The 23,025-nt window shown below is 69.5% G+C and carries 22 protein-coding genes; 3 read left to right on the top strand and 19 right to left on the bottom strand.

What is annotated here, in order from left to right:
- Positions 1 to 157 precede the first annotated feature (157 nt).
- Positions 158 to 1,189 (bottom strand): esterase/lipase family protein, encoded by a 1,032-nt coding sequence (locus tag AC0LPE_RS10675; RefSeq protein ID WP_490606167.1) that lies wholly within the window; start codon positions 1,187 to 1,189, stop codon positions 158 to 160.
- Between the two features lie 286 nt (positions 1,190 to 1,475).
- Between AC0LPE_RS10675 and AC0LPE_RS10670 the strand changes: the two genes are divergently transcribed.
- Entirely contained in the window at positions 1,476 to 1,994 is a 519-nt protein-coding gene (locus AC0LPE_RS10670) for a hemerythrin domain-containing protein (RefSeq protein ID WP_490606166.1), read from the top strand.
- Between the two features lie 212 nt (positions 1,995 to 2,206).
- Here AC0LPE_RS10670 and AC0LPE_RS10665 read toward each other — a convergent pair whose 3' ends face one another.
- The 16 genes from AC0LPE_RS10665 to AC0LPE_RS10590 form a co-directional block, all read right to left on the bottom strand.
- Entirely contained in the window at positions 2,207 to 4,225 is a 2,019-nt protein-coding gene (locus tag AC0LPE_RS10665; RefSeq protein WP_085468097.1) for a primosomal protein N', read from the bottom strand.
- 17 nt (positions 4,226 to 4,242) lie between these two features.
- A complete protein-coding gene (metK, locus tag AC0LPE_RS10660; RefSeq protein WP_088898499.1) occupies positions 4,243 to 5,457 on the bottom strand; it encodes a methionine adenosyltransferase in 1,215 nt (404 codons plus the stop codon).
- 134 nt (positions 5,458 to 5,591) lie between these two features.
- Entirely contained in the window at positions 5,592 to 6,875 is a 1,284-nt protein-coding gene (gene coaBC, locus AC0LPE_RS10655) for a bifunctional phosphopantothenoylcysteine decarboxylase/phosphopantothenate--cysteine ligase CoaBC (RefSeq protein ID WP_423658930.1), read from the bottom strand.
- Entirely contained in the window at positions 6,872 to 7,174 is a 303-nt protein-coding gene (rpoZ, locus tag AC0LPE_RS10650) for a DNA-directed RNA polymerase subunit omega (RefSeq protein WP_016691680.1), read from the bottom strand. Before rpoZ ends, coaBC begins: the two co-directional genes overlap by 4 nt.
- 75 nt (positions 7,175 to 7,249) lie before the next feature.
- Positions 7,250 to 7,801 carry a guanylate kinase gene (gene gmk / locus AC0LPE_RS10645; RefSeq protein WP_016691679.1) on the bottom strand — a complete coding sequence of 184 codons (552 nt, stop codon included), beginning with the start codon at positions 7,799 to 7,801 and terminating at the stop codon, positions 7,250 to 7,252.
- 65 nt (positions 7,802 to 7,866) lie between these two features.
- The gene (gene mihF, locus AC0LPE_RS10640; RefSeq protein ID WP_006551450.1) at positions 7,867 to 8,187 is read right to left on the bottom strand and encodes an integration host factor, actinobacterial type; all 321 of its coding nucleotides are present in this window, start codon (positions 8,185 to 8,187) and stop codon (positions 7,867 to 7,869) included.
- Positions 8,188 to 8,616: 429 nt separating this feature from the next.
- Positions 8,617 to 9,459, bottom strand: a complete 843-nt coding sequence (pyrF, locus tag AC0LPE_RS10635) for an orotidine-5'-phosphate decarboxylase (protein ID WP_490606165.1) — start codon at positions 9,457 to 9,459, stop codon at positions 8,617 to 8,619.
- A complete protein-coding gene (gene carB / locus AC0LPE_RS10630; RefSeq protein WP_490606164.1) occupies positions 9,456 to 12,800 on the bottom strand; it encodes a carbamoyl-phosphate synthase large subunit in 3,345 nt (1,114 codons plus the stop codon). Before carB ends, pyrF begins: the two co-directional genes overlap by 4 nt.
- Positions 12,800 to 13,984 carry a glutamine-hydrolyzing carbamoyl-phosphate synthase small subunit gene (carA, locus tag AC0LPE_RS10625; protein ID WP_033096601.1) on the bottom strand — a complete coding sequence of 395 codons (1,185 nt, stop codon included), beginning with the start codon at positions 13,982 to 13,984 and terminating at the stop codon, positions 12,800 to 12,802. The genes carB and carA overlap by 1 nt, the downstream gene beginning before the upstream one ends.
- Positions 13,985 to 14,101: 117 nt before the next feature.
- Positions 14,102 to 14,593 carry a PH-like domain-containing protein gene (locus AC0LPE_RS10620; RefSeq protein WP_059381367.1) on the bottom strand — a complete coding sequence of 164 codons (492 nt, stop codon included), beginning with the start codon at positions 14,591 to 14,593 and terminating at the stop codon, positions 14,102 to 14,104.
- An 8-nt stretch (positions 14,594 to 14,601) separates the two neighbouring features.
- Positions 14,602 to 15,915, bottom strand: a complete 1,314-nt coding sequence (locus AC0LPE_RS10615) for a dihydroorotase (RefSeq protein ID WP_006551445.1) — start codon at positions 15,913 to 15,915, stop codon at positions 14,602 to 14,604.
- A gap of 44 nt (positions 15,916 to 15,959) precedes the next feature.
- Positions 15,960 to 16,901 carry an aspartate carbamoyltransferase catalytic subunit gene (locus tag AC0LPE_RS10610; RefSeq protein WP_016691672.1) on the bottom strand — a complete coding sequence of 314 codons (942 nt, stop codon included), beginning with the start codon at positions 16,899 to 16,901 and terminating at the stop codon, positions 15,960 to 15,962.
- Complete coding sequence (gene pyrR / locus AC0LPE_RS10605; RefSeq protein ID WP_024100783.1) at positions 16,898 to 17,515, bottom strand: bifunctional pyr operon transcriptional regulator/uracil phosphoribosyltransferase PyrR; 618 nt, start codon at positions 17,513 to 17,515, stop codon at positions 16,898 to 16,900. The genes AC0LPE_RS10610 and pyrR overlap by 4 nt, the downstream gene beginning before the upstream one ends.
- A 209-nt stretch (positions 17,516 to 17,724) precedes the next feature.
- Complete coding sequence (gene nusB, locus AC0LPE_RS10600; RefSeq protein WP_016691671.1) at positions 17,725 to 18,234, bottom strand: transcription antitermination factor NusB; 510 nt, start codon at positions 18,232 to 18,234, stop codon at positions 17,725 to 17,727.
- Positions 18,235 to 18,798 carry an elongation factor P gene (efp, locus tag AC0LPE_RS10595; RefSeq protein WP_006551441.1) on the bottom strand — a complete coding sequence of 188 codons (564 nt, stop codon included), beginning with the start codon at positions 18,796 to 18,798 and terminating at the stop codon, positions 18,235 to 18,237. It abuts the gene before it with no gap.
- Between the two features lie 34 nt (positions 18,799 to 18,832).
- Positions 18,833 to 19,930, bottom strand: coding sequence for a M24 family metallopeptidase (locus AC0LPE_RS10590; protein ID WP_490606163.1), 1,098 nt, complete (start codon positions 19,928 to 19,930; stop codon positions 18,833 to 18,835).
- A 75-nt stretch (positions 19,931 to 20,005) separates the two neighbouring features.
- Here AC0LPE_RS10590 and AC0LPE_RS10585 point away from each other — a divergent pair, with 75 nt between their 5' ends.
- Both AC0LPE_RS10585 and AC0LPE_RS10580 read left to right on the top strand, forming a co-directional pair.
- The gene (locus AC0LPE_RS10585) at positions 20,006 to 20,608 is read left to right on the top strand and encodes a B-4DMT family transporter (protein ID WP_490606162.1); all 603 of its coding nucleotides are present in this window, start codon (positions 20,006 to 20,008) and stop codon (positions 20,606 to 20,608) included.
- Between the two features lie 111 nt (positions 20,609 to 20,719).
- Positions 20,720 to 21,337 carry a TIGR03086 family metal-binding protein gene (locus tag AC0LPE_RS10580; protein ID WP_490606161.1) on the top strand — a complete coding sequence of 206 codons (618 nt, stop codon included), beginning with the start codon at positions 20,720 to 20,722 and terminating at the stop codon, positions 21,335 to 21,337.
- A gap of 11 nt (positions 21,338 to 21,348) precedes the next feature.
- Here AC0LPE_RS10580 and aroB read toward each other — a convergent pair whose 3' ends face one another.
- Both aroB and AC0LPE_RS10570 read right to left on the bottom strand, forming a co-directional pair.
- Positions 21,349 to 22,458, bottom strand: coding sequence for a 3-dehydroquinate synthase (gene aroB / locus AC0LPE_RS10575; protein WP_490606160.1), 1,110 nt, complete (start codon positions 22,456 to 22,458; stop codon positions 21,349 to 21,351).
- Positions 22,455 to 23,021 carry a shikimate kinase gene (locus AC0LPE_RS10570; RefSeq protein ID WP_016691666.1) on the bottom strand — a complete coding sequence of 189 codons (567 nt, stop codon included), beginning with the start codon at positions 23,019 to 23,021 and terminating at the stop codon, positions 22,455 to 22,457. The genes aroB and AC0LPE_RS10570 overlap by 4 nt, the downstream gene beginning before the upstream one ends.
- Between the last annotated feature and the right edge of the window lie 4 nt (positions 23,022 to 23,025).

Below are 23,025 nucleotides of genomic sequence, written 5' to 3'. Positions count from 1 at the left end.
GGGTGCGCTGCGTGTGGACTGTGCGGGGATGTCACGGATGCTGCTCCAGTTTTCGACGGCGATGATCTCTCACAGTCTAGGGAGTCGACGTCGTGGGACCTGCATCACCGCGCCGAGCGGTCACCTCACGGAGGTCGGTGCCCGAGCAGCAGGGAGCTCAGGTGTTGGACTGCAGGATCAGTTCGGGGATACCGGTGCCGAGCGCGACGGGAGTGCACTCCCCGATCGCGTACCGGTCGGGGTCGAGCGCATGCCGCGCGAGCTGCAGCGAGAACGGGTCGTAGACCATGTTGAAGTGACCCGTCAGATCCTGCGGGCACAGCTCCTGGATCACGTGGTTGACGGCGCCCTCACCGTGGAGCGCGACGTTGCCGGCAGGCTGGATGACCTCGTCGACCTCGCTGCCGATGGTCGTGTAGCGCACGCCGGGCACGGTGTCGGTGGGTGTGTTGAGCTCGGTGAGCAGTTCCGACCCCTGGAGCTGCTGCACGAGGGCGACGGAGAACTCGCCCTCGACGATGTCGGTCGCTCCGGGCAGCGTGGCGAAGGCTGCCCCGATGCCGTAGAAGGTGCCGCCGTAGCTCGGCGACGCGACTCCGACCCACCGGTCGACGACCTCGGAACCCCCGAGCTCGTTGATGTAGTAGCGGGCGACGGTGGCTCCCTGCGAGTAGCCGACGACGTCGACCTCCTCCGCACCGGTGGCGTCGAGAACCTCGGTGACGAACTCACCGAACTGTGCTGCGGAGACCCGAATGTCGCCCGTGCCGTAGTCCTCGGCGCCGTCGGCGAACCCGTAGTTCAGAGCGAACACGCACCAGCCGGACGCGGCGAGCAGCGGTGAGAGAGCAGCGAAGTCGGAGTAGGCGTTGGAATCGGTGCCGTGCGCGAGCACCACCGGACGGGGGTGCTCCTCGGACGGCACGCACGCGAAGTCGTTGCTACCCGCGGGGGCGACATCGGGGTTGTTCTCGGCGTATTCGGCGGCTTCGGCGTGCCCGGTGGCCACCGGTCCCACCGGGACCGGCACGCTGCTGTACGACCCCTCCCCGAGACCGAGGATCGGTCCGTCGTCGGACGGGAGCGGCTGCGCCGCCGCTGCGCCCGCAGTCAGTGCCGCTGCACCCACAGTCAGCATCGCGACGACACACGCTCCGACGGCACCACCGACATTCCGCCCGGCACTCATTCGTCCGCCCTCTCCTCCTGTGCCTCCCCGGCACCTACTGAAGTAGATCGGTCACAATCACCGGCTCCGTTACTGTGACAAATAATATCTCCGGCAACGCGTGTCGCTGTCGTACATATGCAGGACAGCAGCGGGCGGGTCTTGCGCTCGGTCCGTGCCGGATCGACACTGGGAACAGCCTCCGTCGACGGAAACCCCACGGTGCGAACACGGTGCCCCCACCGTCCTCGCAGATCCCCGCCTGCGCTCCGCAGGTCTCGTTGCTCGTCGATTCACGGGAGTCGTCATGATCACCGATCCCGACGGACCTGCCGATACCCGAATCATGGGAATCGTGCATTCCGCCCTCCGCCGCGACCTACTCCGCATCGAGGTCGCCACCTCGACGAAGACATGGCAGGAGACCCACCGAGTGGCTCTCGCCGATCATGTGTTGTGGATGATGGATTTCCTGCACCATCACCACGAGTCCGAGGACCGTGGGCTCTATCCGCGCGTGGTGCAGTGCAATCCCGACGCGGCGCCGCTCGTGGAGAGGATGAACGCCGACCACCGCACCATCGAGCCTGCGATCGCCACCGTCGAGGACGCCGCCCGGGATTTCCGCGCCGACCGCCCCGGTTCCGGGGAGGCACTCGGTGCAGCACTGTCCCGCCTGTCCGAGGTGCTACTACCCCATCTCGAACGCGAGGAGCGGGAGATGATGCCGCTGGTCTCGACCAGTATCACCGATGCGCAGTGGCGCGCGTGGGACCAGGAGTTCAATATCGAGCCGAAAGGCATGCAGCAGCTCGGCACTGGCTGATCGACGGCCTCGACGACTCCTCGCGCGATCGCGTCGTGCATCTCGTGCCGCCCGTACCGCGCTTCATCCTCGTGCACGTCCTCGGCATACGCCATCGCCACGACTTCGCGGCACTGTGGAAGGGTACGGACGCCGCATCGATTCCGTCGCAACCGATTCCGAAAGCGGCCTAGCCGCGCGGTGGCGATCCGCGCCCGCTCACCTCGGCCGGTTCAGCCGATACGCGGCGGATCCACCTGGACCCGCAGCGGCCCGTCCGCGCGACGCGCCGTGCGGGTGGCCTGCGCGTCTCGCAGGGCGCGACCGAGTGCGCGACCGCGCTCGCGTGCGACCCGCACGATCATCCGGTGCACGTCCTCCGGTTCGGGTCCCTCGGACCCGAACGGCAGTCGTTGCCCCGGCGGTAGCGGCACGGGCCCGAGCACCTCGGCTCCCTCGGGCAGGTGTGTGGCCTCGAGCAGTTCCGCGACCGCCGCGGACGACCCGTCGATCGCGGCCATGTGGACCGCAGGTGGGAAACCGACCTCGGCTCGTTCGGAGACCTCGGACTGCGCGTGCCCCACGGGATCCCAGCGGACGAGCGCCTGCACGGTGGGGATGCCGGAATCGGCGACGACCACGACCTGTCCCCCGTCGGCGAACGACCGTACGAGCGCCGACGCGGTGAGCCAGCGGCGCATCGTCTCCTCGGTGGCGCGCAGGTCGGCACGGCCGAGCAGCGCCCACCCGTCCAGGAGCAGCGCCGCCCCGTAACCACCTTCGGCGACCGGTTCGGCACCCACAGTGGAGACGACGAGCGACGCCGAACCGGGCACGGTGTGCTTGACGTCGTTGCCGCCGGAGGTCACGACCGGCACGCCGGGGAAGGCGCGGCCCAGTTCTTCGGCGGTGCGGGCCGCCCCGACCACCACGGCCCGCAACGAGCGCGCACCGCACGCATGGCAGCGGTGACGCGCATCGGCGACACCGCACCAACGGCACGCAGGGATCGCGGCACCGTCGGGACCGGCCGCCGTGGGCAGAGCGAGCGGGCCGTTGCAGTGCCGGCAGCGGGCGGGTGCCCGGCACTTTCCGCACGCCAGCGCGGGCACGTACCCGCGCCGCGGTACCTGCACGAGCACCGGGCGGTCGGCCGCGAGGGCGGATCGGGCGGCGGCGAACGCGATGGCCGGCAGTCGCGCGGCACGCGCGGCCGGATCCCGTGCGAGTGCGTGGTCGCTGTCGGCGAGGGCCGTGACCTTCGGCGCGCACGCCCGTACGACGTCACGGGGTGCCACGAGATCGTGTGCCCAACCGGCGTCGACGAGTGCCTGGGTCTCGGCGGTGCGGGCGTGCCCGGCGATGACGATGGCGGCACCCACGGCGTGGGCGCGCAGAGCAGCCACTTCGCGGGCGTGCGGATACGGCGACCGCGGTTCGCAGTGCAGGTCGTCGCCGTCGTCCCACACCACGAGGAGCCCGAGCTCGGGCGTCGGGGCGAAGACCGCAGCCCGCGTTCCGACGACGATGCGGGCGGATCCACGCAGGGCCGCGAGCCAGCGTCGATAACGTTCGGCCGGTCCGAGGCCGGCGGCGAGGCCGACGACGTGATCGGCGCCGGCGACGTCGGCGCACGCCGTCACGAGACGGTCGAGGTCGCGCTGGTCGGGAACGACCAGCACGGCCGCCTTCCCCGAGGCGAGGGTCAGCGCGGCGAGTTCGGCGAGCCGTCGGGGCCAGTCCTCACCGGGCAGCGCCTGCCAGGCCGCGCGCGGGGCGCGGCCGCCGCCGAGCGCTTCGAGGAAGTTCTCGCCGTGCCGGTACCGACTCCATGCCGCGTGCTCGATCTCCGGGACAGGCGGAGTTTCCGGTGTACGCGGCGCCTCGGCTTCGACGCGTGCGTGTCGCGGAGGTACCGCCAGACGCAGCACGTCGGCCCGGGTCCCGGCATAGCGGGTCGCGACTTCCTCTGCCAGAGCAGCGATCTCGGGGGTGAGGACCTGTTCGGACGAGACGACCCGGTCGAGCCGGCCGAGCTTGCCGGTGTGATCGCTCGTCGCGGCGCGCGCGAGCAGGAAACCGTCGACGAGACGTCCGGCGAAGCGGACGCGGACGCGGACGCCCGGGCGGGCGTCCGCGTCCAGGTCGCGCGGGATCAGGTAGTCGAACTCCCGGTCGAGGTGCGGAACCGGTAGCAGCGGGAGAACCCGCGCGACCGGATCGACCTCGGCGGCGTCGAAATCAGCAGCCACCCGGGCCCGATCGGAATCTACAGACCGGCGGCCGCGCGCAGCTTGTCGGCGCGGTCGGTGTTCTCCCACGGCAGCTCGATGTCGGTACGGCCGAAGTGGCCGTACGCAGCGGTCTGCGCGTAGATCGGGCGCAGCAGGTCGAGGTCGCGGATGATCGCGCCCGGACGCAGGTCGAAGACCTCGCCGATGGCCTGCTGGATGCGGGCCGGGTCGGTCTTCTCGGTGCCGAAGGTCTCCACGAACAGACCCACCGGAGCCGCCTTGCCGATCGCGTAGGCGACCTGCACCTCGATGCGGTCTGCGAGACCGGCAGCGACGGCGGTCTTGGCGACCCAGCGCATCGCGTAGGCGGCCGAACGGTCGACCTTCGACGGATCCTTGCCGGAGAACGCGCCACCACCGTGACGGGCCATGCCGCCGTAGGTGTCGACGATGATCTTGCGACCGGTGAGGCCGGCATCGCCCATCGGGCCGCCGAGGACGAACGATCCGGACGGGTTGACCAGCAGCCGCACGTCGGTCGTGTCGAGATCGGCCAGGTTCGGGTCGGCGAGCACCGCGTCGACGACGTGGGTGCGCAGGTCCGGCGTGAGCAGGTTGTTCAGATCGATGTCGGCGGCGTGCTGCGTCGAGATGACGATCGTGTCGAGGCGGACGGGCTTGTCGCCGTCGTACTCGATGGTGACCTGGGTCTTGCCGTCGGGACGCAGGTACGGCAGGACCCCCGACTTCCGGACCTCGGTGAGCCGGCGCGACAGGCGATGCGCGAGGGAGATCGGCAGCGGCATGAGTTCGGGCGTGTCGGAGCACGCGTATCCGAACATCAGGCCCTGGTCGCCGGCGCCCTGACGAGCGACCTCGTCGTCGGTGAGCACACCGCTGCGCGCCTCGTGCGAGACGTCGACGCCGCCGGCGATCTCGGGCGACTGCGCGCCGATCGCGATGTTGACACCGCAGGAGTTGCCGTCGAAGCCCTTCGACGACGAGTCGTAACCGATCTCGAGTACCCGATCGCGGACGATCTTGGGGATGTCGGCGTACGCCGAGGTGGTGACCTCACCCACCACGTGCACCTGACCCGTGGTGACGAGGGTTTCCACTGCTACCCGGGCACGAGGATCCTCGGTGAGGAGCGCGTCGAGAACCGAGTCGCTGATCGCGTCACAGATCTTGTCCGGATGCCCTTCGGTCACGGACTCACTGGTGAAAAGACGACCGCCGGTCTTGCTCACGAAACTCCCTCTCGACTGTGCGCCAGGCGCTGGACGGACAAACCGTATGGAGCATGCGCTCCCCGATCGGGCCGGAAGGACCCGATCGCAGTGCCGACGCTACTGCTCCGCAGGCGTCGGCGCGAGTATTGAAATCACCCGATTCTGCTGCGTTCCGCCAGCAGAGGTCCCAACGCGTCGAGCACGCGGCTGGCCATGAGAGCCTTCGATCCGTGGGCGAGGGCCGTTTCCGAACCGTCCGCGGACAGCAACCAGCCGTTGTTGTCGTCGACCTCGAACGCCTTGCCTTCCCCGACGGCGTTGACGACGAGCAGATCGCATCCCTTGCGGGCGAGCTTCTCGCGGGCGTAGGAGAGCACGTCGCCGTGTTCGTCGCCGGTCTCCGCCGCGAATCCGACGATGACCGTCTCGGCGGACAGGCCGCCGTCGGCACGCGCCCGGACGAGACCGGCGAGTATGTCGTCGTTCTTCGTCAGCGCGATGGAGTCGGGTTCGCCCTCGCCCTTCTTGATCTTGCTGGTCGCGAAGGTGGAGGGCCGGAAATCGGCGACGGCCGCGGACATGATGACCGCGTCGGCACCCGAGGCGTGCTTGGCGACGGCGTCCTGCATCTGTGCGGCCGTCTGGACCCGGACGACGTCGACCGCGGCCGGGTCGTCGAGACCCGCGATGCTGCCGGCGACGAGAGTGACGTCGGCACCGCGCTGCGCGGCGAGACGGGCGAGCGCGTAACCCTGCTTGCCGGACGACCGGTTGCCGAGGAAGCGCACCGGGTCGAGGGGTTCACGGGTACCGCCGGCGGACACGACGATGCGGCGACCGGCGAGGTCGCGGGGCAGCGCGTCGGCCCGCTCGAGCAGCAGCGAGGCCAGATTGAAGATCTCGTCGGGTTCGGGCATCCGCCCGGCACCGGTGTCCTTGCCCGTCAGACGACCGGACGCCGGTTCGACGACCACGGCACCGCGGCGGCGCAGCGTCGCGACGTTGTCGACGGTCGCGGGGTGCTCCCACATCTCGGTGTGCATCGCGGGCACGAACATCACGGGGCACCGCGCGGTGAGCAGGGTGGCCGTGAGGAGGTCGTCGGCGCGACCCGCGACCGCCCGCGCCATGAGGTCGGCGGTGGCCGGAGCGATGACGACGAGGTCGGCCTCCTGCCCGAGCCGGACGTGCGGCACCTGCGGCACCTCGGCGAAGACCCCGGTCTGCACGGGATTGCCGGAGAGCGCCTCGAAGGTGGCGCGCCCGACGAATTCGAGGGCGGACTCCGTCGGGACGACCCGCACATGGTGCCCGCTCTCGGTGAAGGCACGGATCAGTGCGCAGGACTTGTAGGCGGCGATGCCACCGGCGACACCGACGACGATACGGCGGCGCTGCACGGATCCGGCCTCGCCGCTCGAAGCGGGGTTGCTCACTCGCCTTCGGTGTGCTCGAGCAGATCCGAGTGGATCTCGCGCATGGCGATCGACAGCGGCTTCTCCTGCAGGCCCGGCTCCACGAGGGGGCCGACGTACTCGAGGATGCCGTCGCCGAGCTGGTTGTAGTAGTCGTTGATCTGGCGTGCCCGCTTGGCCGCGTAGATCACCAGCGCGTACTTCGAGGAGGCGCGCTCGAGCAGCTCGTCGATAGGCGGGTTGGTGATACCCGTGGGGGTGTCGTAGACCGGAAGGGTGTTGCCCTCGAGGTCGGTCGCGGCTGCCTGGATGCTGCTCACTCGGTGTTCTCCTGAGATGTCGCGGGATGGGAGGGCGCCGGAACCGGCAGCCGGACGCGCTCGAGGCGCGGACGGTCAGTCGGCTCCGGGTCCAACCAACAAGGATACCAATTCATCGCAGGCCCGGTCGACATCGTCGTTGACGATCACGACGTCGAACTCGTCCTGCGCGGCCAGTTCGCTGCGGGCGGTATCGAGCCTGCGAGCGACGACCTCGTCGGTTTCGGTGCCTCGGCCGGTGAGGCGCTCGACGAGCACCTCCCAACTGGGCGGGGCGAGAAAGGCGAGGACTGCGTCCTGCATCGCGGCACGGACGGCCCGCGCTCCCGCGAGGTCGACCTCCACGAGCACCGGATGTCCCTCGGCGAGTGCGTCGAGCACCGGCTTGGCCGGAGTGCCCGATCGTTGCAGGCCGCCGTGGATGTCGGCCCATTCGAGCAGTTCACCGGCTTCGATCATCCGGTCGAACTCGGCGCGGCCGACGAAGTGGTAGTCCACCCCGTCCACCTCGCCCGGTCGCGGGTCCCGGGTGGTGGCCGAGACACTGAAGTGCAGATCCGGGATCCGGCTCCGCAGAAGGCGTACGACGGTCGACTTACCCACCGCGGAGGGTCCGGCCAGTACCACCAGCCGGCCCCTCCGCGTTGCGGGTGCGCTGTCCGTCACGGGTCGTGCGTCAGCTACCACGGTGCTCAGGCGTCGAAATCGAACCTGGCGAGCAGGGCCTTGCGCTGACGGTCGCCGAGGCCGCGCAGACGGCGGGTCGGGGCGATCTCCAGCTCGGTCATGATTTCCTGCGCCTTGACCTTGCCGACCTTCGGCAGGGCCTCGAGCAGAGCCGACACCTTCATCTTGCCGAGGATCTCGTCGTTCTCGGCGTCCTTGAGCACCTGCTTGAGGTCGGTGCCGCCGCGCTTGAGGCGCTCCTTGAGCTCAGCCCGGGCACGACGGGCAGCAGCCGCCTTCTCCAGAGCAGCGGCGCGCTGCTCATCGGTCAGCTGGGGAAGGGCCACGGTTCCTCCGTCTCATCGTTGGCTTTCGAGTCTTCACCGCTGTAACCAGCGGCGATAGCGACCGTACTCACGACCACCGACGAATGCGAACCCACCCCCCGGCGATCCGCTCGAAAATCCGTGCGGTAGTGCACGCCGTTTCCGCAGTGGATCTCGCGCCCCCCGATCGGCGTCGAGACATCGCCGCGAACTGCTCGAACAGCGAAAAACCGCAGGTCACCGGGTATCCGCCGCGACAGAGGGGGCGGCATCGGGCCGGGCGGCTTCCCCGCTCACCGACCCGCTGTTCCGGCGATTCGGCGGGCCGAGAAATTTTTTTCCCATTCCGCGTGTCGCGCCACTCCGAGCGCAGGTCAGAGTGCATACGAGCGGTATGTACGACTCGTGCCCGGACCGCGCATGGCGATCCGGGCACGAGAGTCGAACGTCTCAGCTCGTGAGGAAGGCGAAGCCGTCCAGGGTGCGGGCGACGGCGGCCCGCAGGTCGGCGACGGACGGGCCGGCCCGCAACACGTCACGTGAGACGTTGGGCACCACCGCGCGCAGATGGTCGCCTACGAGTCGTCGCACGTCGTCGGCAGTGCCGCCCTGGGCCCCCACTCCGGGCATCAGGATGGGCCCGTGGAGGTCGGACAGGTCCGGTGCCTCGGCGAGGGTCGCACCGACCACCACACCCACGGAGCCGAGTTCTGCGGCCCCGTCCGTGCGGGCAGCGCTGTTGCGGGCAGCGCACTCGTCCACCACGACCTGCGCGACGGTGCGCCCGTCGTCGAGCCGTGCGCGCTGGAACTGGGCGCCCTCGGGATTGGAGGTCGCCGCGAGCACGAACACCCCACGGCCCGTTCCGGCAGCCAGATCGAGCGCCGGGGCGAGCGAACCGAACCCCAGGTACGGGGAGACGGTCACCGCGTCCGAACGCAGCGCAGAGCCGTCCGACAGCCAGGTGCGCGCGTAGGCGTCCATCGTGGAGCCGATGTCGCCGCGCTTGGCGTCGGCGAGGACGAGCGCTCCCGCCTCCCTGAGGTCGGCGATGGTGCGTTCGAGCACCGCGAGACCGGCGGAGCCGTACGCCTCGAAGAACGCCACCTGCGGCTTGACGACCGCGACGGTGTCGCCGAAGGCCTCGACGCACAGTTCGCTGAACCGGGCCAGGCCGTCGGCGTCGTCGTCGAGCCCCCACGCGGTGAGCAGCCCCGGGTGCGGGTCGATGCCCACGCACAGCGGCCCGCGGCGCCCGAGGGCGTCCGCGAGTCGCTGCCCGAAGGGCGTCACGCCTGTTCGGCGGGCACGCCGCGCAGCCGCGCGTGCATCCGCTGGATCGAGCTGACTCCGATCTCGCCGCGCAGTGCCGCCTCGATACCCTGCACGGCCGCGGAGGCACCCTGCACCGTGGTGACGCACGGGATGTTCGCGGCGACCGCCGCGCTGCGGATCTCGTAACCGTCCACGCGCGGACCGGCGTTGCCCCAGGGGGTGTTGATGACCATGTCCACATCGCCGGCACGGATGCGGTCGACGACGTCGAGCGCGCCTTCCGGCTTGTCCTCACCGGACACCTTGTGGACCTGCTCGCACGGAACACCGTTGCGGCGCAGCACCTCTGCGGTTCCCACAGTGGCCATGATGTGGAAGCCCAGGTCGGCGAGGTGCTTGACCGGGAAGATCATCGACCGCTTGTCCTTGTTCGCGAGCGAGACGAAGACCGTGCCGGAGGTCGGCAGGGAGCCGTAGGCGGCGGTCTGGCTCTTCGCGAATGCGGTTCCGAAGTCGTCGTCGAGGCCCATGACCTCACCGGTGGACTTCATCTCCGGGCTGAGCAGGGTGTCGATGCCCGTGCCGTCGGCACGTCGGAACCGGTTGAAGGGCAGCACCGCTTCCTTCACCGCGACCGGTGCGTCGAGGGGGATGTCACTGCCGTCGCCCTCGGCGGGGAGGATGCCCGCGGCACGCAACTCGGCGATGGACTCGCCGAGCATCACCCGGGCGCAGGCCTTGGCGAGCTGCACCGCGGTGGCCTTGGACACGAACGGCACCGTGCGGGAGGCACGGGGGTTCGCCTCGAGGACGTACAGGATGTCGTCCTTGAGCGCGTACTGGACGTTGAGCAGGCCCTTGACACCGATGCCCTTCGCGAGCGCCGCAGTCGAGCGGCGCACGTTCTCGATGTCGGCGCGGCCCAGGGTGATCGGCGGCAGCGCACACGCCGAGTCACCGGAGTGGATGCCGGCCTCCTCGATGTGCTCCATGATCCCGCCGATGTACACGTCGGTGCCGTCGCACAGTGCGTCGACGTCGATCTCGACGGCGTCGTCGAGGAAGCGGTCGACGAGCACAGGGCGGTCGTCGGAGATCTCGGTGGCGTTGGAGATGTAGGTCTCGAGCGCCTTCTCGTCGTAGACGATCTCCATGCCGCGACCACCGAGCACGTAGGACGGGCGCACCAGCACCGGGTATCCGATGCCGGCGGCGATCTCGCGTGCACCCTCGAAGGTGGTGGCCGTGCCGTACTTCGCGGCCGGCAGGTCGGCCTCGTCGAGCACGCGGCCGAACTCGCCGCGGTCCTCTGCGAGGTCGATGGCCTCCGGGGAGGTACCGACGATCGGCACCCCGGCGGCCTTCAGGCGACGCGCCAGGCCGAGCGGGGTCTGGCCGCCCAGCTGGACGATGACGCCGGCGACGGTGCCGGACTCGCACTCGGCGCGGTAGACCTCGAGGACGTCCTCGAAGGTCAGCGGCTCGAAGTACAGGCGATCGGCGGTGTCGTAGTCGGTCGAGACCGTCTCGGGGTTGCAGTTGACCATCACGGTCTCGTAGCCGGCCTCGGACAGCGTCAGCGCGGCGTGGACGCACGAGTAGTCGAACTCGATGCCCTGGCCGATGCGGTTGGGGCCGGAACCGAGGATGAGCACCTTCGGCTTGTCGCGCTGCTCCGCGACCTCGGACTCGGCCGCGGGGTCGAGCTCGTAGGTCGAGTAGTGGTACGGCGTCTTCGCCTCGAACTCGGCGGCGCAGGTGTCCACGGTCTTGTAGACCGGGTGGATGCCCAGCTCCTGACGCAGGGCGCGCACGTCGTCCTCGGAGGCGAACTGCGACGGGCGCAGGGCTGCGATCTGCCGGTCGGAGAATCCGTGGTGCTTGGCGTAGCGCAGCTCGGTGGCACCGAACTGCTCTGCGTTGCGGACGTCCTGGCCCAGCTCGACGATGTGCGCGAACTGCTCGAGGAACCACGGGTCGATCTTCGTGGCGTCGAAGAGCTGCTCGACGGTCGCACCGAGCTCCAGGGCCCGGGCGATCCGGTAGAACCGGCCGTCCGTGGGGGTGCGGATCTCCTCGAGGATCTCGTCGAGGGTGCCCTCGACCTCGGGGCCCGTCCAGAAGCCGGCGGACTTCGTCTCGAGCGAGCGCAGCACCTTGCCGAAGGCCTCGGAGAAGTTGCGGCCGATCGACATGGCCTCACCGACCGACTTCATCGTGGTGGTGAGGGTGCCGTCGGCGCCGGGGAACTTCTCGAAGGCGAACCGCGGGGCCTTGACCACGACGTAGTCCAGGCTCGGTTCGAAGCAGGCCGGGGTCTCCTTGGTGATGTCGTTGACGATCTCGTCGAGCGTGTAGCCGATGGCGAGCTTGGCGGCCATCTTCGCGATCGGGTAGCCGGTGGCCTTCGACGCGAGGGCCGACGACCGCGACACGCGCGGGTTCATCTCGATGACGACGAGCCGGCCGTCGCGCGGGTCCATCGCGAACTGGATGTTGCAGCCGCCGGTGTCGACACCGACCTCGCGCAGGATGGCGATCGAGAGGTCGCGCATCTTCTGGTACTCGCGGTCGGTGAGCGTCATCGCGGGAGCGACGGTCACCGAGTCGCCGGTGTGCACTCCGACCGGGTCGACGTTCTCGATCGAGCAGACGATGACGACGTTGTCGGCGCCGTCGCGCATGAGCTCGAGCTCGTATTCCTTCCAGCCGAGGATGGACTCCTCGATGAGCACGTTCGCGGTGGGCGAGGCCGCGAGGCCGCCACCGGCGATGCGCTCGAGGTCGGCATCGTTGTAGGCCATGCCGGAGCCGAGGCCACCCATCGTGAAGGAGGGGCGCACGACGACCGGGAAGCCGAGTTCGGCGACGGTCGCGCGGACCTCGTCCATCGTGTAGCAGACGGCCGAGCGGGCGGACTCGCCGCCGCACTTGGCGACGATGTCCTTGAACTTCTGCCGATCCTCGCCGCGCTGGATCGCGTCGAAGTCGGCGCCGATGAGTTCGACGTCGTACTTGTCGAGGATGCCGCGCTCGGACAGGGCGACGGCGGTGTTGAGGGCGGTCTGGCCGCCGAGGGTCGCGAGCACCGCGTCGATCGGGGTGCCGTTGGCCTGCTCGGTCGCGATGACCTTCTCGACATAGTCGGCGGTGATCGGCTCGATGTAGGTCGAGTCGGCGAACTCGGGGTCGGTCATGATCGTGGCCGGGTTCGAGTTGACCAGGGAGACGCGCAGGCCCTCCTCGCGGAGCACCCGGCACGCCTGGGTGCCCGAGTAGTCGAACTCGCAGGCCTGTCCGATGACGATCGGGCCGGACCCGATGACCAGGACGTGGGAGAGGTCGGTACGGCGTGGCATCAGTTCTTCTCTCCCTCGAGCATGCGGGTGAAACGATCGAACAGGTAGGCGGCGTCGTGCGGTCCGGCCGCCGCTTCGGGGTGGTACTGCACGGAGAAGGCACGGCCGTCGAGGAGCTTGACGCCCTCGACCGCACCGTCGTTGGCGCAGGTGTGGCTGACGACTGCGCGACCGAACGGGGTGTCGAACTCCTGGCCGGCCTCGCCTTCGAGCGCGAACCCGTGGTTCTGCGCGGTGATCGCGATGCGGCCGGTCTCGTGCTCGACCACCGGGATGTTGATGCCGCGGTGACCGAACTTCATCTTGTAGGTGCCCAGGCCGAGCGCGCGGCCGAGGATCTGGTTGCCGAAGCAGATGCCGAACAGGGGCAGTCCCTGGCCGAGCACTTCCTTGGTCAGGTGCACCGCGCCGTCGGCGGTCGCCGGGTCGCCCGGGCCGTTGGACAGGAAGACGCCGTCGGCCTTCAGGTCGAGGATGTCGTGCAGCGTCGCGGTGGACGGCAGCACGTGCACCCGGATGCCGCGCTGGGCGAACATGCGCGGGGTGTTGGTCTTGATGCCGAGGTCGATGGCCGCGACGGTGAAGCGCGCGTCCCCGTCGGTCGGTTCGACGACGTAACCGGAGGTGGTGCTCACCTCGCCGGCGAGGTCGGCGCCGAGCATCGAGGGCTGGCTCTTCACCCGGTCGAGCAGGACGTCGATGTCGAGGTCGTCACCCTTCCAGGCGAGGGCGTCGCCGGAGAAGATGCCGGCGCGCATCGAACCGCGGGTGCGCAGGTGCCGCACGAGTGCGCGGGTATCGATACCCGCGAGACCCACGATGTTCTGCCGCTCGAGTTCGTCCTGCAGCGAGCCGGTGGCGCGCCAGCTCGACACGCGACGCGAGGGGTCGCGGACGATGAAGCCGGCCACCCAGATCTTGGACTCGGTGTGGTCGCCGGTGGGGCCGACGGACTCGTTGTCCTCATGGTTCCAGCCGGTGTTGCCGATCTGCGGGGCCGTGGCCACCACGATCTGCCGGTGGTAGCTGGGGTCGGTGAGGGTCTCCTGGTAGCCGGTCATACCCGTGCTGAAGACGGCCTCGCCGAGGGTCTGTCCGACCGCACCGAAGGGGATGCCGCGGAAGACCCGTCCGTCCTCGAGGACCAGCACAGCCGTGCCGCCGCCGAATGTTCTGCCGCTCATGCGTTGTCTCCGTTCTTATCGACCGCACCAGAGCCGGCCGCACGGGCTGAGATCTCGCGTGTCGTGATCGTCGTGTTGTTCGTCGTGATCGTCATCGTCGTTGTGATCGTCACCGTCTCAAGATTTTTCGTCCGACCCGTTCGTCCAGAGCGGGTAGATCGACTTGTCGTCACCGCGGAAGCCGGTGTCGACCTCCGTGCCCGAGGGCAGCTGCCAGCGGATGACCAGCACCCCGTCCTTGGACATGACCTTGCCCGCCAGACCGCGTTCGGTGCGGATCGCGCGGATCGAGTCCTGCGGGATCCAGATCGGGGACGCACCGTCGCGTTCGAGCAGGGCACCGGATCGGTATCGGGTCAGTTCCGCGTTGGCGCGGTGGCCGAGATCGCCGACCGCGATGCGGTCCTGCCAGCTCGGCGCGAGCGTGCTGCCGACGTATAGACCGGTGGTCGGTTCGACGAGCCGCTCCCCCAGCTCGGCCGGCACGGTCGGCAGTTCGCCGACCGCGTCCTGCTGACGTCGGGCGCGTCCCTTCCAGCCCTTCCACATCAGCAGCACGAGCACGACCCAGAGCGCGAGGAAACCGACGGTGATGAAGAAGCGATCCATGTCGGTTCCTACCTTTCGGTCGAGCGCGGGAACACCGCACCGTCGCGAGCGGTGATCCGCCCGCGCAACACGGTGGTGGTGACCCGGCCCGGCAGGGTCATGTCCTCGTAGGGCGTGTTGTGGGAGATGCTCGCGAGGTCGGGGCCGTGCACCGTCCACTCGGTATCCGGGTCGACGAGCACGATGTTCGCGGGTTCGCCCACCTCGAGGGGCCGGCCCTGATCGTCGAGGCCCACGATTTCCGCGGGACGCTCGCTCATGACCTTCGCGACGCCGCGCCAGTCCAGCAGGCCCGGCCGGACCATCGTCTCGATCACGACGGACAACGCCGTCTCGAGCCCGAGCATTCCCGGACGCGCCTGCGAGAACTCGCAGCACTTGTCCTGTTCGGCGTGCGGGGCGTGGTCGGTGGCCACACAGTCGATGGTCCCGTCCGCGAGGCCGCGGCGCAGCGCTTCGACGTCGGATCGCTCGCGCAGCGGCGGATTGACCCGGTTGATGCCGTCGTAGCTCTCGAGACGCGAGTCGTCGAGGAGCAGGTGGTGCGGCGTGACCTCGGCGCTGATCGAGATGCCCTGCGAGCGTGCCCACCGGACGAGTTCGACGGTGCCGGCCGTGGACGCGTGGCAGATGTGCACGCGGGCTCCGGCGTCGCGGGCGAGCAGCGCGTCGCGGGCGACGATGGACTCCTCGGCGGCGCGGGGCCAGCCGGTGAGGCCGAGACGCGCCGCGGTCGGTCCCTCGTGCGCGACGGCACCGACGGTCAGCCGCGGTTCCTCGGCGTGCTGGGCGATGAGCACCCCGAGCGAGGCGGAGTACTCGAGCGCGCGACGCATGAGCAGCGGGTCGTAGACGCACTTGCCGTCGTCGGAGAACATCCGCACGCCCCCGACGCCGGCGGCCATCGTGCCCATCTCGGCGAGCTGCTTGCCCTCGAGTCCGACGGTGACGGCACCCACGGGGTGGACGTCGACGAGCCCGACCTCGCGGCCGCGGCGCCACACGTGGTCGGTGACGACCACCGAGTCGGCGACCGGATCGGTGTTGGCCATCGCGAACACCGCGGTGTACCCGCCGCGCGCCGCGGCAGCCGAGCCCGAATCGACGGTCTCGGTGTCCTCGCGGCCCGGTTCACGCAGGTGCGTGTGCAGGTCGACGAAGCCCGGGAGCACGATCTGCCCGGTGCCGTCGACGATCTCCGCGTCGGCGTCGGCCTCGAGGTCGGTGCCGATCGCGAGGATCTGCTCGTCGCCGAGCAGCACGTCGACCGGGTCGCCCTCGCCGTAGAGGCGGACGTTGCGGATGAGCACCTGCGGCGTCACCTGTGTCACTCCTGTTCCTGTGTCTCCCGGGTGGGAAGTGTGGGTCACGACAGGTTCCCTTCCGTGCCCACGAGCAGGCGGAAGAGCACCGCCATCCGCACGTGGACACCGTTGCTCACCTGCTGCAGCACAGCGCTCTGTGGGGCGTCGGCGACGGGGAAGCCGATCTCCATGCCGCGGAGCATCGGGCCGGGATGCAGGATCACGGCGTGCTCCGGCAGCAACGCCGCGCGCTTGGCGTTGAGCCCGTATCGGATCGAGTACTCGCGGGCGGACGGGAAGAACCCGCCGTTCATGCGCTCGGCCTGCACGCGCAGCATCATGACCGCGTCGAGGGTGGGAAGTTCGGCTTCGAGCGAATCGGCGACCGTCACCGGCCAGGTCTCCACCCCCACCGGCAGCAGGGTGCGAGGAGCGACGAGCACGACCTCGGCGCCGAGCATGCTCAGCAGCAGCGCGTTCGACCGGGCGACGCGGCTGTGCAGCACGTCGCCGACGATGCCGATCCGGCGCCCTTCGATGGAGCCGAGACGCTGGCGCAGGGTGAGCGCGTCGAGCAAGGCCTGGGTGGGATGTTCGTGGGTGCCGTCGCCGGCGTTGACCACGGCCGGTCCGGAGCCGGATTCGTTGGTCCACTGCGCGATCCGGTGTGCGGCACCGGAGGCGGAGTGACGGACCACCAGCGCGTCGGCGCCGGCGGCGTGCAGCGTCAGGGCGGTGTCGCGCAGCGATTCGCCCTTCTTCACCGACGAGCTGGACGCCGAGACGTTGATGACGTCGGCGCTCATCCACTTACCGGCGACCTCGAAGGACACGCGGGTGCGGGTGGAGTTCTCGTAGAAGACGGTCATGATGGTGCGGCCGCGCAGCGTGGGGAGTTTGCGCACCTCACGCCCGAGCAGTGCCTGCTCGAACCGCTCGGCCTCGTCGAGAAGCCCCGTCGCGGAGTCCTTCGTCAGATCCGCGATGGTGAGCAGGTGTTTCACTGGGACTTGCCTCCGGAGATCTCGACGGCGTCGCGCCCGTCGTGTTCGGTCAGCAGTACGCGGACGTCCTCGCTGCGCGCGGTGGGCACGTTCTTGCCGACGTAGTCGGCGCGCAGCGGCAGTTCGCGGTGGCCGCGGTCGACGAGGACCGCGAGTTGCACCGCGCGGGGTCGGCCGAGATCGCGCAGGGCGTCGAGCGCGGCGCGGACGGAGCGTCCCGAGAACAGGACGTCGTCGACGAGGACGACGAGGGTGTTGTCGACGCCGCCCTCGGGCACCGAGGTGCGCTCCAGCGGGCGGTGCGGCTTCGTGCGGAGGTCGTCGCGGTAGAGCGTGATGTCGAGCGAGCCGACCGGGACACGGACGCCGGCGAATTCCTCGATGCGGTCGGCGAGGCGCTGGGCGAGGGTGATCCCGCGGGTGGGGATGCCCAGGAGCACGACACGCGGTGCGTCCTCGGGGGTGTCGAGCGCGGTCTTCTCGATGATCTGGTGCGCGATGCGCGAGATCGTCCGGTGGACGTCGGCAGCGGAGAGCAGCTCACGCGCCGGCACGCCGGTACCGGAAGACGTAGTGGGGGTAGAAGCTGTGGACCCGTCCTCGGACACGGCCATGCAGCGACCTCCTTCTCCGCCTCACTGGACGGATCGTTAAAGGATGCCTGACAGTTGTCGAGCCTATCAGCGTCGACGTCCGCCCCGGCACGGATGACGGGTGAAGCGCAACACAGACCCCGGATGCGTGAGCGGGCCCGGCGGGAAGACTCCCACCGGGCCCGCTCACGGTGCCTCGTGTCGTCGCTCACCCGAAGAGGGTGACGAATTCAGGACTCGTCCGAGCCCTGATCCTGCGACTCCTGCGCCGGCCGGACGAGGGTGGCAGCGGCAGCTGCACGCACCTGGTCGGCGACGGCGACGATCTGACCGAGCACCCCGTTGACGAAGGCCGGCGAATCGTCGGTGGACAGCTGCTTCGCCAGCTCGACCGCCTCGTCGACGGCCACCACGGGCGGCACGTCGGTCGCGTGGAAGAGCTCCCACACCGCGATGCGCAGGATCGCGCGGTCGACTGCGGGGAGACGGTCCAGCGTCCATTCGTGCAGGTGATCGGCGATCACCCGATCGGTCTCGTCGAGATTGTCGGCGACACCGCGGATGATGGTCTGCGCGTATGCCGGCACCGGCGCGACCTGGTCGTCGTCGATCGCGAGTTCGACGCGATCGGCGGCGAGGTCGACGGGATGCACGTCGCGGGCCTCCGCCTCGAAGAGCAGATCCACGGCCCGCTTGCGGGCCTTGTGGCGGGCCCCGAGCTTCTTCTGGTTACCGGACACTCAGGAATTCACTCGCCCGAGGTAGCTGCCGTCACGGGAATCGACCTTGAGCTTGTCGCCGGTGTTGATGAACAGCGGGACCTGGATCTCGGCACCGGTCTCGAGGGTCGCAGGCTTGGTGCCACCGGTGGAGCGGTCGCCCTGCAGGCCCGGATCGGTGTGCTGGACGACGAGCTCGACCGTGACCGGGAGCTCGACGAACAGCGGAACGTCCTCGTGCGTCGCGACCTGCACGGGCATGTTCTCGAGGAGGAAGTTGGCGCTGTCGCCGAGCAGCTCGGGCGAGATGGTGATCTGGTCGTAGGTCTCGCCGTCCATGAAGACGTAGTCGGTGCCGTCGTTGTAGAGGTAGGTCATGTCGCGGCGATCGACGGTGGCGGTCTCGACCTTGACACCGGCATTCCAGGTCTTGTCGACGGTCTTGCCCGACGTCACATTCTTGAGCTTCGTGCGCACGAAGGCGGGGCCCTTGCCCGGCTTGACGTGCTGGAACTCGATGATCTGCCAGAGCTGTCCGTCGATTTTCAGAACGAGGCCGTTCTTGAAGTCACTGGTATCAGCCACTTGGTTCGTGTCTCCTAGGGTCGAGGAACCGCCCTCAAACGACGGTCAATGTCTTGTCGGTGAGCGTGAGCAACTCCGGAGTATGCTCCCGCACCACGAGCGTGTCTTCGATCCGCACGCCTCCGCGCCCCGAGAAGTACACACCCGGCTCGACGGTCACCGCCGCACCGGCGACAAGTGTACCGGTCGCCGCCGCACCGATTCCGGGTGCTTCGTGGATCTCGAGCCCGACCCCGTGACCGAGCCCGTGCAGGAACAGGTCGGCGTAGCCCGCCTCGGCGATCACGGTGCGCGCCGCGGCGTCCACCGCGGCGCAGTCGACACCGGGGGCGAGCGCCTCGCGTCCGGCCTGCTGCGCACGCAGGACCAGCTCGTACAGATCACGCTGCCAGTCCGCGACCCGGCCCAGCACATAGGTGCGCGTCATGTCGGAGTGGTAGCCGCCGATCTGCGCCCCGAAGTCGAGTTTCACGAAGTCGCCCTCCGCGAGGACCGCGCCGGTCGGGCGATGGTGCGGGATCGCCGAATTGGCGCCGGCGGCGACGATCGTCTCGAAGGAGATGCCGTCGGCGCCGTGCTCGAACATGCGCCATTCGAGGTCGCGGGCGACCTCCTTCTCGGTTCGCCCGGGACGCAGCCCGCCCGCCGCGATGAGATCCGCCAGTGCGCGATCGGCCGCACCGCACGCGTCGCGCAGCAGGCCGATCTCGTGTTCGTCCTTCACGGCCCGCAGCTGCTCGACGAGCCCGGGAGCGGGAACGAAGCGGACGGACACGCCGAGATCGTCCCACCGCGACCGTTCGTCGACCGTGACGACGTGGCTCTCGAATCCCCAACGCGCAGAACCGGTTCCGAACTCGGTGACGAGGTGCGCGGCCGACGACCGGGCGATCACGGCCCGCAGATCGGGGACCTGCTCCCCCACCTGCGTGACATAGCGGCCGTCGGTGCAGATGACGGTGCGCGTCTCGTTCTCGTCGTCCTCGCTCGAGACGATCAGCGCCGCGTTGGATCCCGTGAAGCCCGTGAGATAGCGGATACCGGTCAGATCGGTCACCAGCAGCGCATCGAGTTCGCGTTCGGCGAGCAGCGCACGCAGCGCGCGCCGGCGGGAGGCGTGGTCGGCAGACATATCGCTCAACCTACCGCGATCACGGCTGTGGGACGGGACACACTGTCGGCTTCGCCACCCGTTACGCTGAGGTACATGAAACCCTGGTTGCTCCGCGGACTCGGGCTCGCCCTGGTCCACGTGGTCGTGCGCGTCCTGCTCGGTGCCGCTCTCATCCAGTGGCCGTTGCAGGGATCGGTACTGCGCTGGCTGGGCTTCGCCGTGGTGGTCGTCGCAGCGTTCGTCTGGGCCGGCCTCGACGGCATCCGCGACCACCGCGCCCATCCCGACGCCGACGAGGGCGACGACCTCACGATGCGCTGGCTCGCCGCCGGTGCGGTCACCGGACTCGTCGGCGGGGTCCTCACCTGGCTCGTCGACACCGTCACCCCGATCCCGGTGGGCGTGACCTCCCTGTTCTTCGAGATCACCTCCGGTGCCGCGTTCACCGTGCTCATGGTGTTCCTGCCGGCGATGGCCGCGGTGACGCTGGGCCGGTTCTTCGCGCGCCGGAACGAGCGCAAGGCCGCTCGCGACGACGACTGGTCCGTCCACCACGAGCACCACGAGCCCGCAGGGGTCGCAGCGACCGCGTCCGCGGGTTCGGCGCCCGTGAACTCCGCACAGCAGGCCGATCCCGCCTGGCGCAGCGACGACTCTCCCACCGAGGTGTTCCCGAGGATCGATCCGAAGCAGTGACATCGCAACACTGAGACCGCAACACTGCTGAGCGCCCGCCCCGCATGGGCGGGCGCTCAGTTTTCGGCGCGGTGACGGTCGGTACACGTAACCGACCTCGAGGAGCTGGCCATGACCGACACCACCGAGACGCTCGACCTGACTCCCGCGACCCGCCGCATGGAACGCATCCTGGCGGGGATCGACGACGCACAGTTGGCGGGGCCCACACCGTGCTCGGAGACCTCCGTCGGTGCGCTCGTCGACCACGTGCTGGGCCTGTCGCTCGCCTTCACCGCGGCCGCGCGCAAGGACATCGGCCCGTACACCGACATTCCCCCGCAGCTCACGAGCGAACTGCCGCCGGATTGGCGGCGTCTCGTTCCCCATCGGCTCGGCGAACTTCGCGGAGCGTGGAGCGATCCCGCAGCGTGGGAGGGCATGACGCGTGCGGGCGGCCTCGACCTGCCCGCGCCGGTCGCCGGACTCGTCACGCTCGACGAACTCGTCGTCCACGGCTGGGACCTCGCCGTCGCCACGGGACAGCAGTACTCCTGCGAGCCCGACGAGATCGCCGCGTGTACCGCATTCGCGGAGAGCATCACCGACGAGGAACGCGTCGCCGACGGGGGTGGCCTGTTCGGTCCGGCCGTCCGGGTGGGCGAGGACGCCCCGCCGCTGGAACGCCTGATCGGACTCACCGGGCGCGACCCGTCGTGGAGACCGCCCGCGTCGAACCGGACGGTCTGACTACGCGGAGGTCAGAGCAGGACGGTTCCCGCGTCGGCCTTGCCCTGGCGCGCGACCTCGGAGTAGGCCGCCGCGAGCAGGGTCGGGTCGGGTCCTTCGAGCCTGCCGGGCTTCGCGAGCCCGTCGAGGACGACGAACCGGAGCATGCCGGCACGGTTCTTCTTGTCGGTCTGCATGCCCTTGAGCAGATCGCCGAAGGCATCGGGATCGTAGGTGGTCGGCAGGCCGACGGATTCGAGGATCGCGCGGTGCCGATCGGCGGTGGCGTCGTCGAGACGCCCGGCGAGCCGGCCCAACTCGGCGGCGAAGACCAGGCCCACCGACACGGCGGCGCCGTGACGCCAGCGGTACCGCTCGCGACGCTCGATGGCGTGGCCGAGCGTGTGACCGTAGTTGAGGATCTCGCGCAGGCTCGACTCCTTGAGGTCGGCCGCGACCACCTTCGCCTTGACCTCCACCGAGCGCCGAATGAGCTCGGGCAGCACCCTCCCGGCGGGATCGAGCACGGCCTCGGGGTTCTCCTCGATCAGGTCGAGGATCACCGGATCGGCGATGAAGCCGGTCTTGATCACCTCGGCGAGGCCGGCCACGATCTCGTTGCGCGGCACCGTCTCGAGGGTCGCGAGGTCGACGAAGACCGCCGACGGCTCGTGGAACGACCCGACGAGGTTCTTGCCCGCCTCGGTATTGATGCCGGTCTTGCCGCCCACGGCGGCGTCGACCATCGCCAGCAGCGTGGTGGGGATGTGGTAGACCCGCACGCCGCGCATCCACGTCGCGGCCACGAAGCCTGCGAGATCGGTGGCGGCACCGCCGCCGAGGCTGATGACGGCATCCGAGCGGGTCAGGCCGATGCGGCCGAGCACCTCCCAGCAGAATCCGGCGACGGCGAGTTCCTTACCGTCCTCGGCGTCGGGGATCTCGATGCGGTGGGCGTCGATGCCGGTCTCGGCGAGCGCCTCCCGCACGGCCTCGGCCGTCGCGGTGAGCGTCGGCTGGTGGAAGATCGCGACGGTCCGCGTGCCGGACAGTTCTTCGACGACGTCGCCGAGCAGTCCCCGGCCGATGATCACCGGGTAGGGCTGGGCGGTCTCGACGTCGATGCGTACCGGTTCGGTCACGGTGTGGGGCTCCGATCCTCGCTGATGGTCTGGCTGGTGGCGGCGTCCGCCGCTTCGAGTTTGGCGAGCACCTGCTGGACGACCCGCCCGGGGCTGCGGCCGTCGGTGCGCACCCGGATGGTCGCCGCCTGCCGGTACAACGGGCGGCGGCGACGCATGAGGTCGCGGTACTTCTGGGCCGGATCACCGCCGGCCAGCAACGGCCTGGTTCCGGCGGCGCCGACCGCGCCGGTGCGACGCAGTCCTTCCGCCACGCTGATCTCGAGATAGACGACGGTGTGGCCGGCCAGTCGCGCGCGGGTGCGCTCCGAGAGGATCGCTCCTCCGCCCAGGGACACCACTCCGTCGTGGGTGTCGAGGGCCCGCGCGACGACCTCCTCCTCGATCTCCCGGAAGGCCGGTTCGCCGTCCTGGGAGAAGATCTCGGGGATCGTCCGGCCGGTCACACGCTCGATCTCGGCGTCGGTGTCGAGCAGTGGCAGTTCGAGTGCGTTCGCGACCCGACGTCCGATCGTCGACTTGCCCGCTCCCGGCGGGCCGATGAGTACCAGGCGAGGCGACATGAGA

This window comes from Rhodococcus sp. S3, from assembly GCF_058211795.1.
The sequence above is the reverse complement of the archived record's forward strand: the minus strand, read 5'-3'. Positions and strand labels throughout refer to the sequence as shown.

Bases quoted from the DNA above. Each gene is read 5' to 3' on its own strand.
- AC0LPE_RS10675 (WP_490606167.1), bottom strand. From the start codon at position 1,189: ATGAGTGCCGGGCGGAATGTCGGTGGTGCCGTCGGAGCGTGTGTCGTC.
- AC0LPE_RS10670 (WP_490606166.1), top strand. From the start codon at position 1,476: ATGATCACCGATCCCGACGGACCTGCCGATACCCGAATCATGGGAATC.
- carB (WP_490606164.1), bottom strand. From the start codon at position 12,800: ATGCCACGCCGTACCGACCTCTCCCACGTCCTGGTCATCGGGTCCGGC.
- carA (WP_033096601.1), bottom strand. From the start codon at position 13,984: ATGAGCGGCAGAACATTCGGCGGCGGCACGGCTGTGCTGGTCCTCGAG.
- AC0LPE_RS10620 (WP_059381367.1), bottom strand. From the start codon at position 14,593: ATGGATCGCTTCTTCATCACCGTCGGTTTCCTCGCGCTCTGGGTCGTG.
- pyrR (WP_024100783.1), bottom strand. From the start codon at position 17,515: ATGGCCGTGTCCGAGGACGGGTCCACAGCTTCTACCCCCACTACGTCT.
- AC0LPE_RS10590 (WP_490606163.1), bottom strand. From the start codon at position 19,930: ATGTCTGCCGACCACGCCTCCCGCCGGCGCGCGCTGCGTGCGCTGCTC.
- AC0LPE_RS10585 (WP_490606162.1), top strand. From the start codon at position 20,006: ATGAAACCCTGGTTGCTCCGCGGACTCGGGCTCGCCCTGGTCCACGTG.
- AC0LPE_RS10580 (WP_490606161.1), top strand. From the start codon at position 20,720: ATGACCGACACCACCGAGACGCTCGACCTGACTCCCGCGACCCGCCGC.
- AC0LPE_RS10570 (WP_016691666.1), bottom strand. From the start codon at position 23,021: ATGTCGCCTCGCCTGGTACTCATCGGCCCGCCGGGAGCGGGCAAGTCG.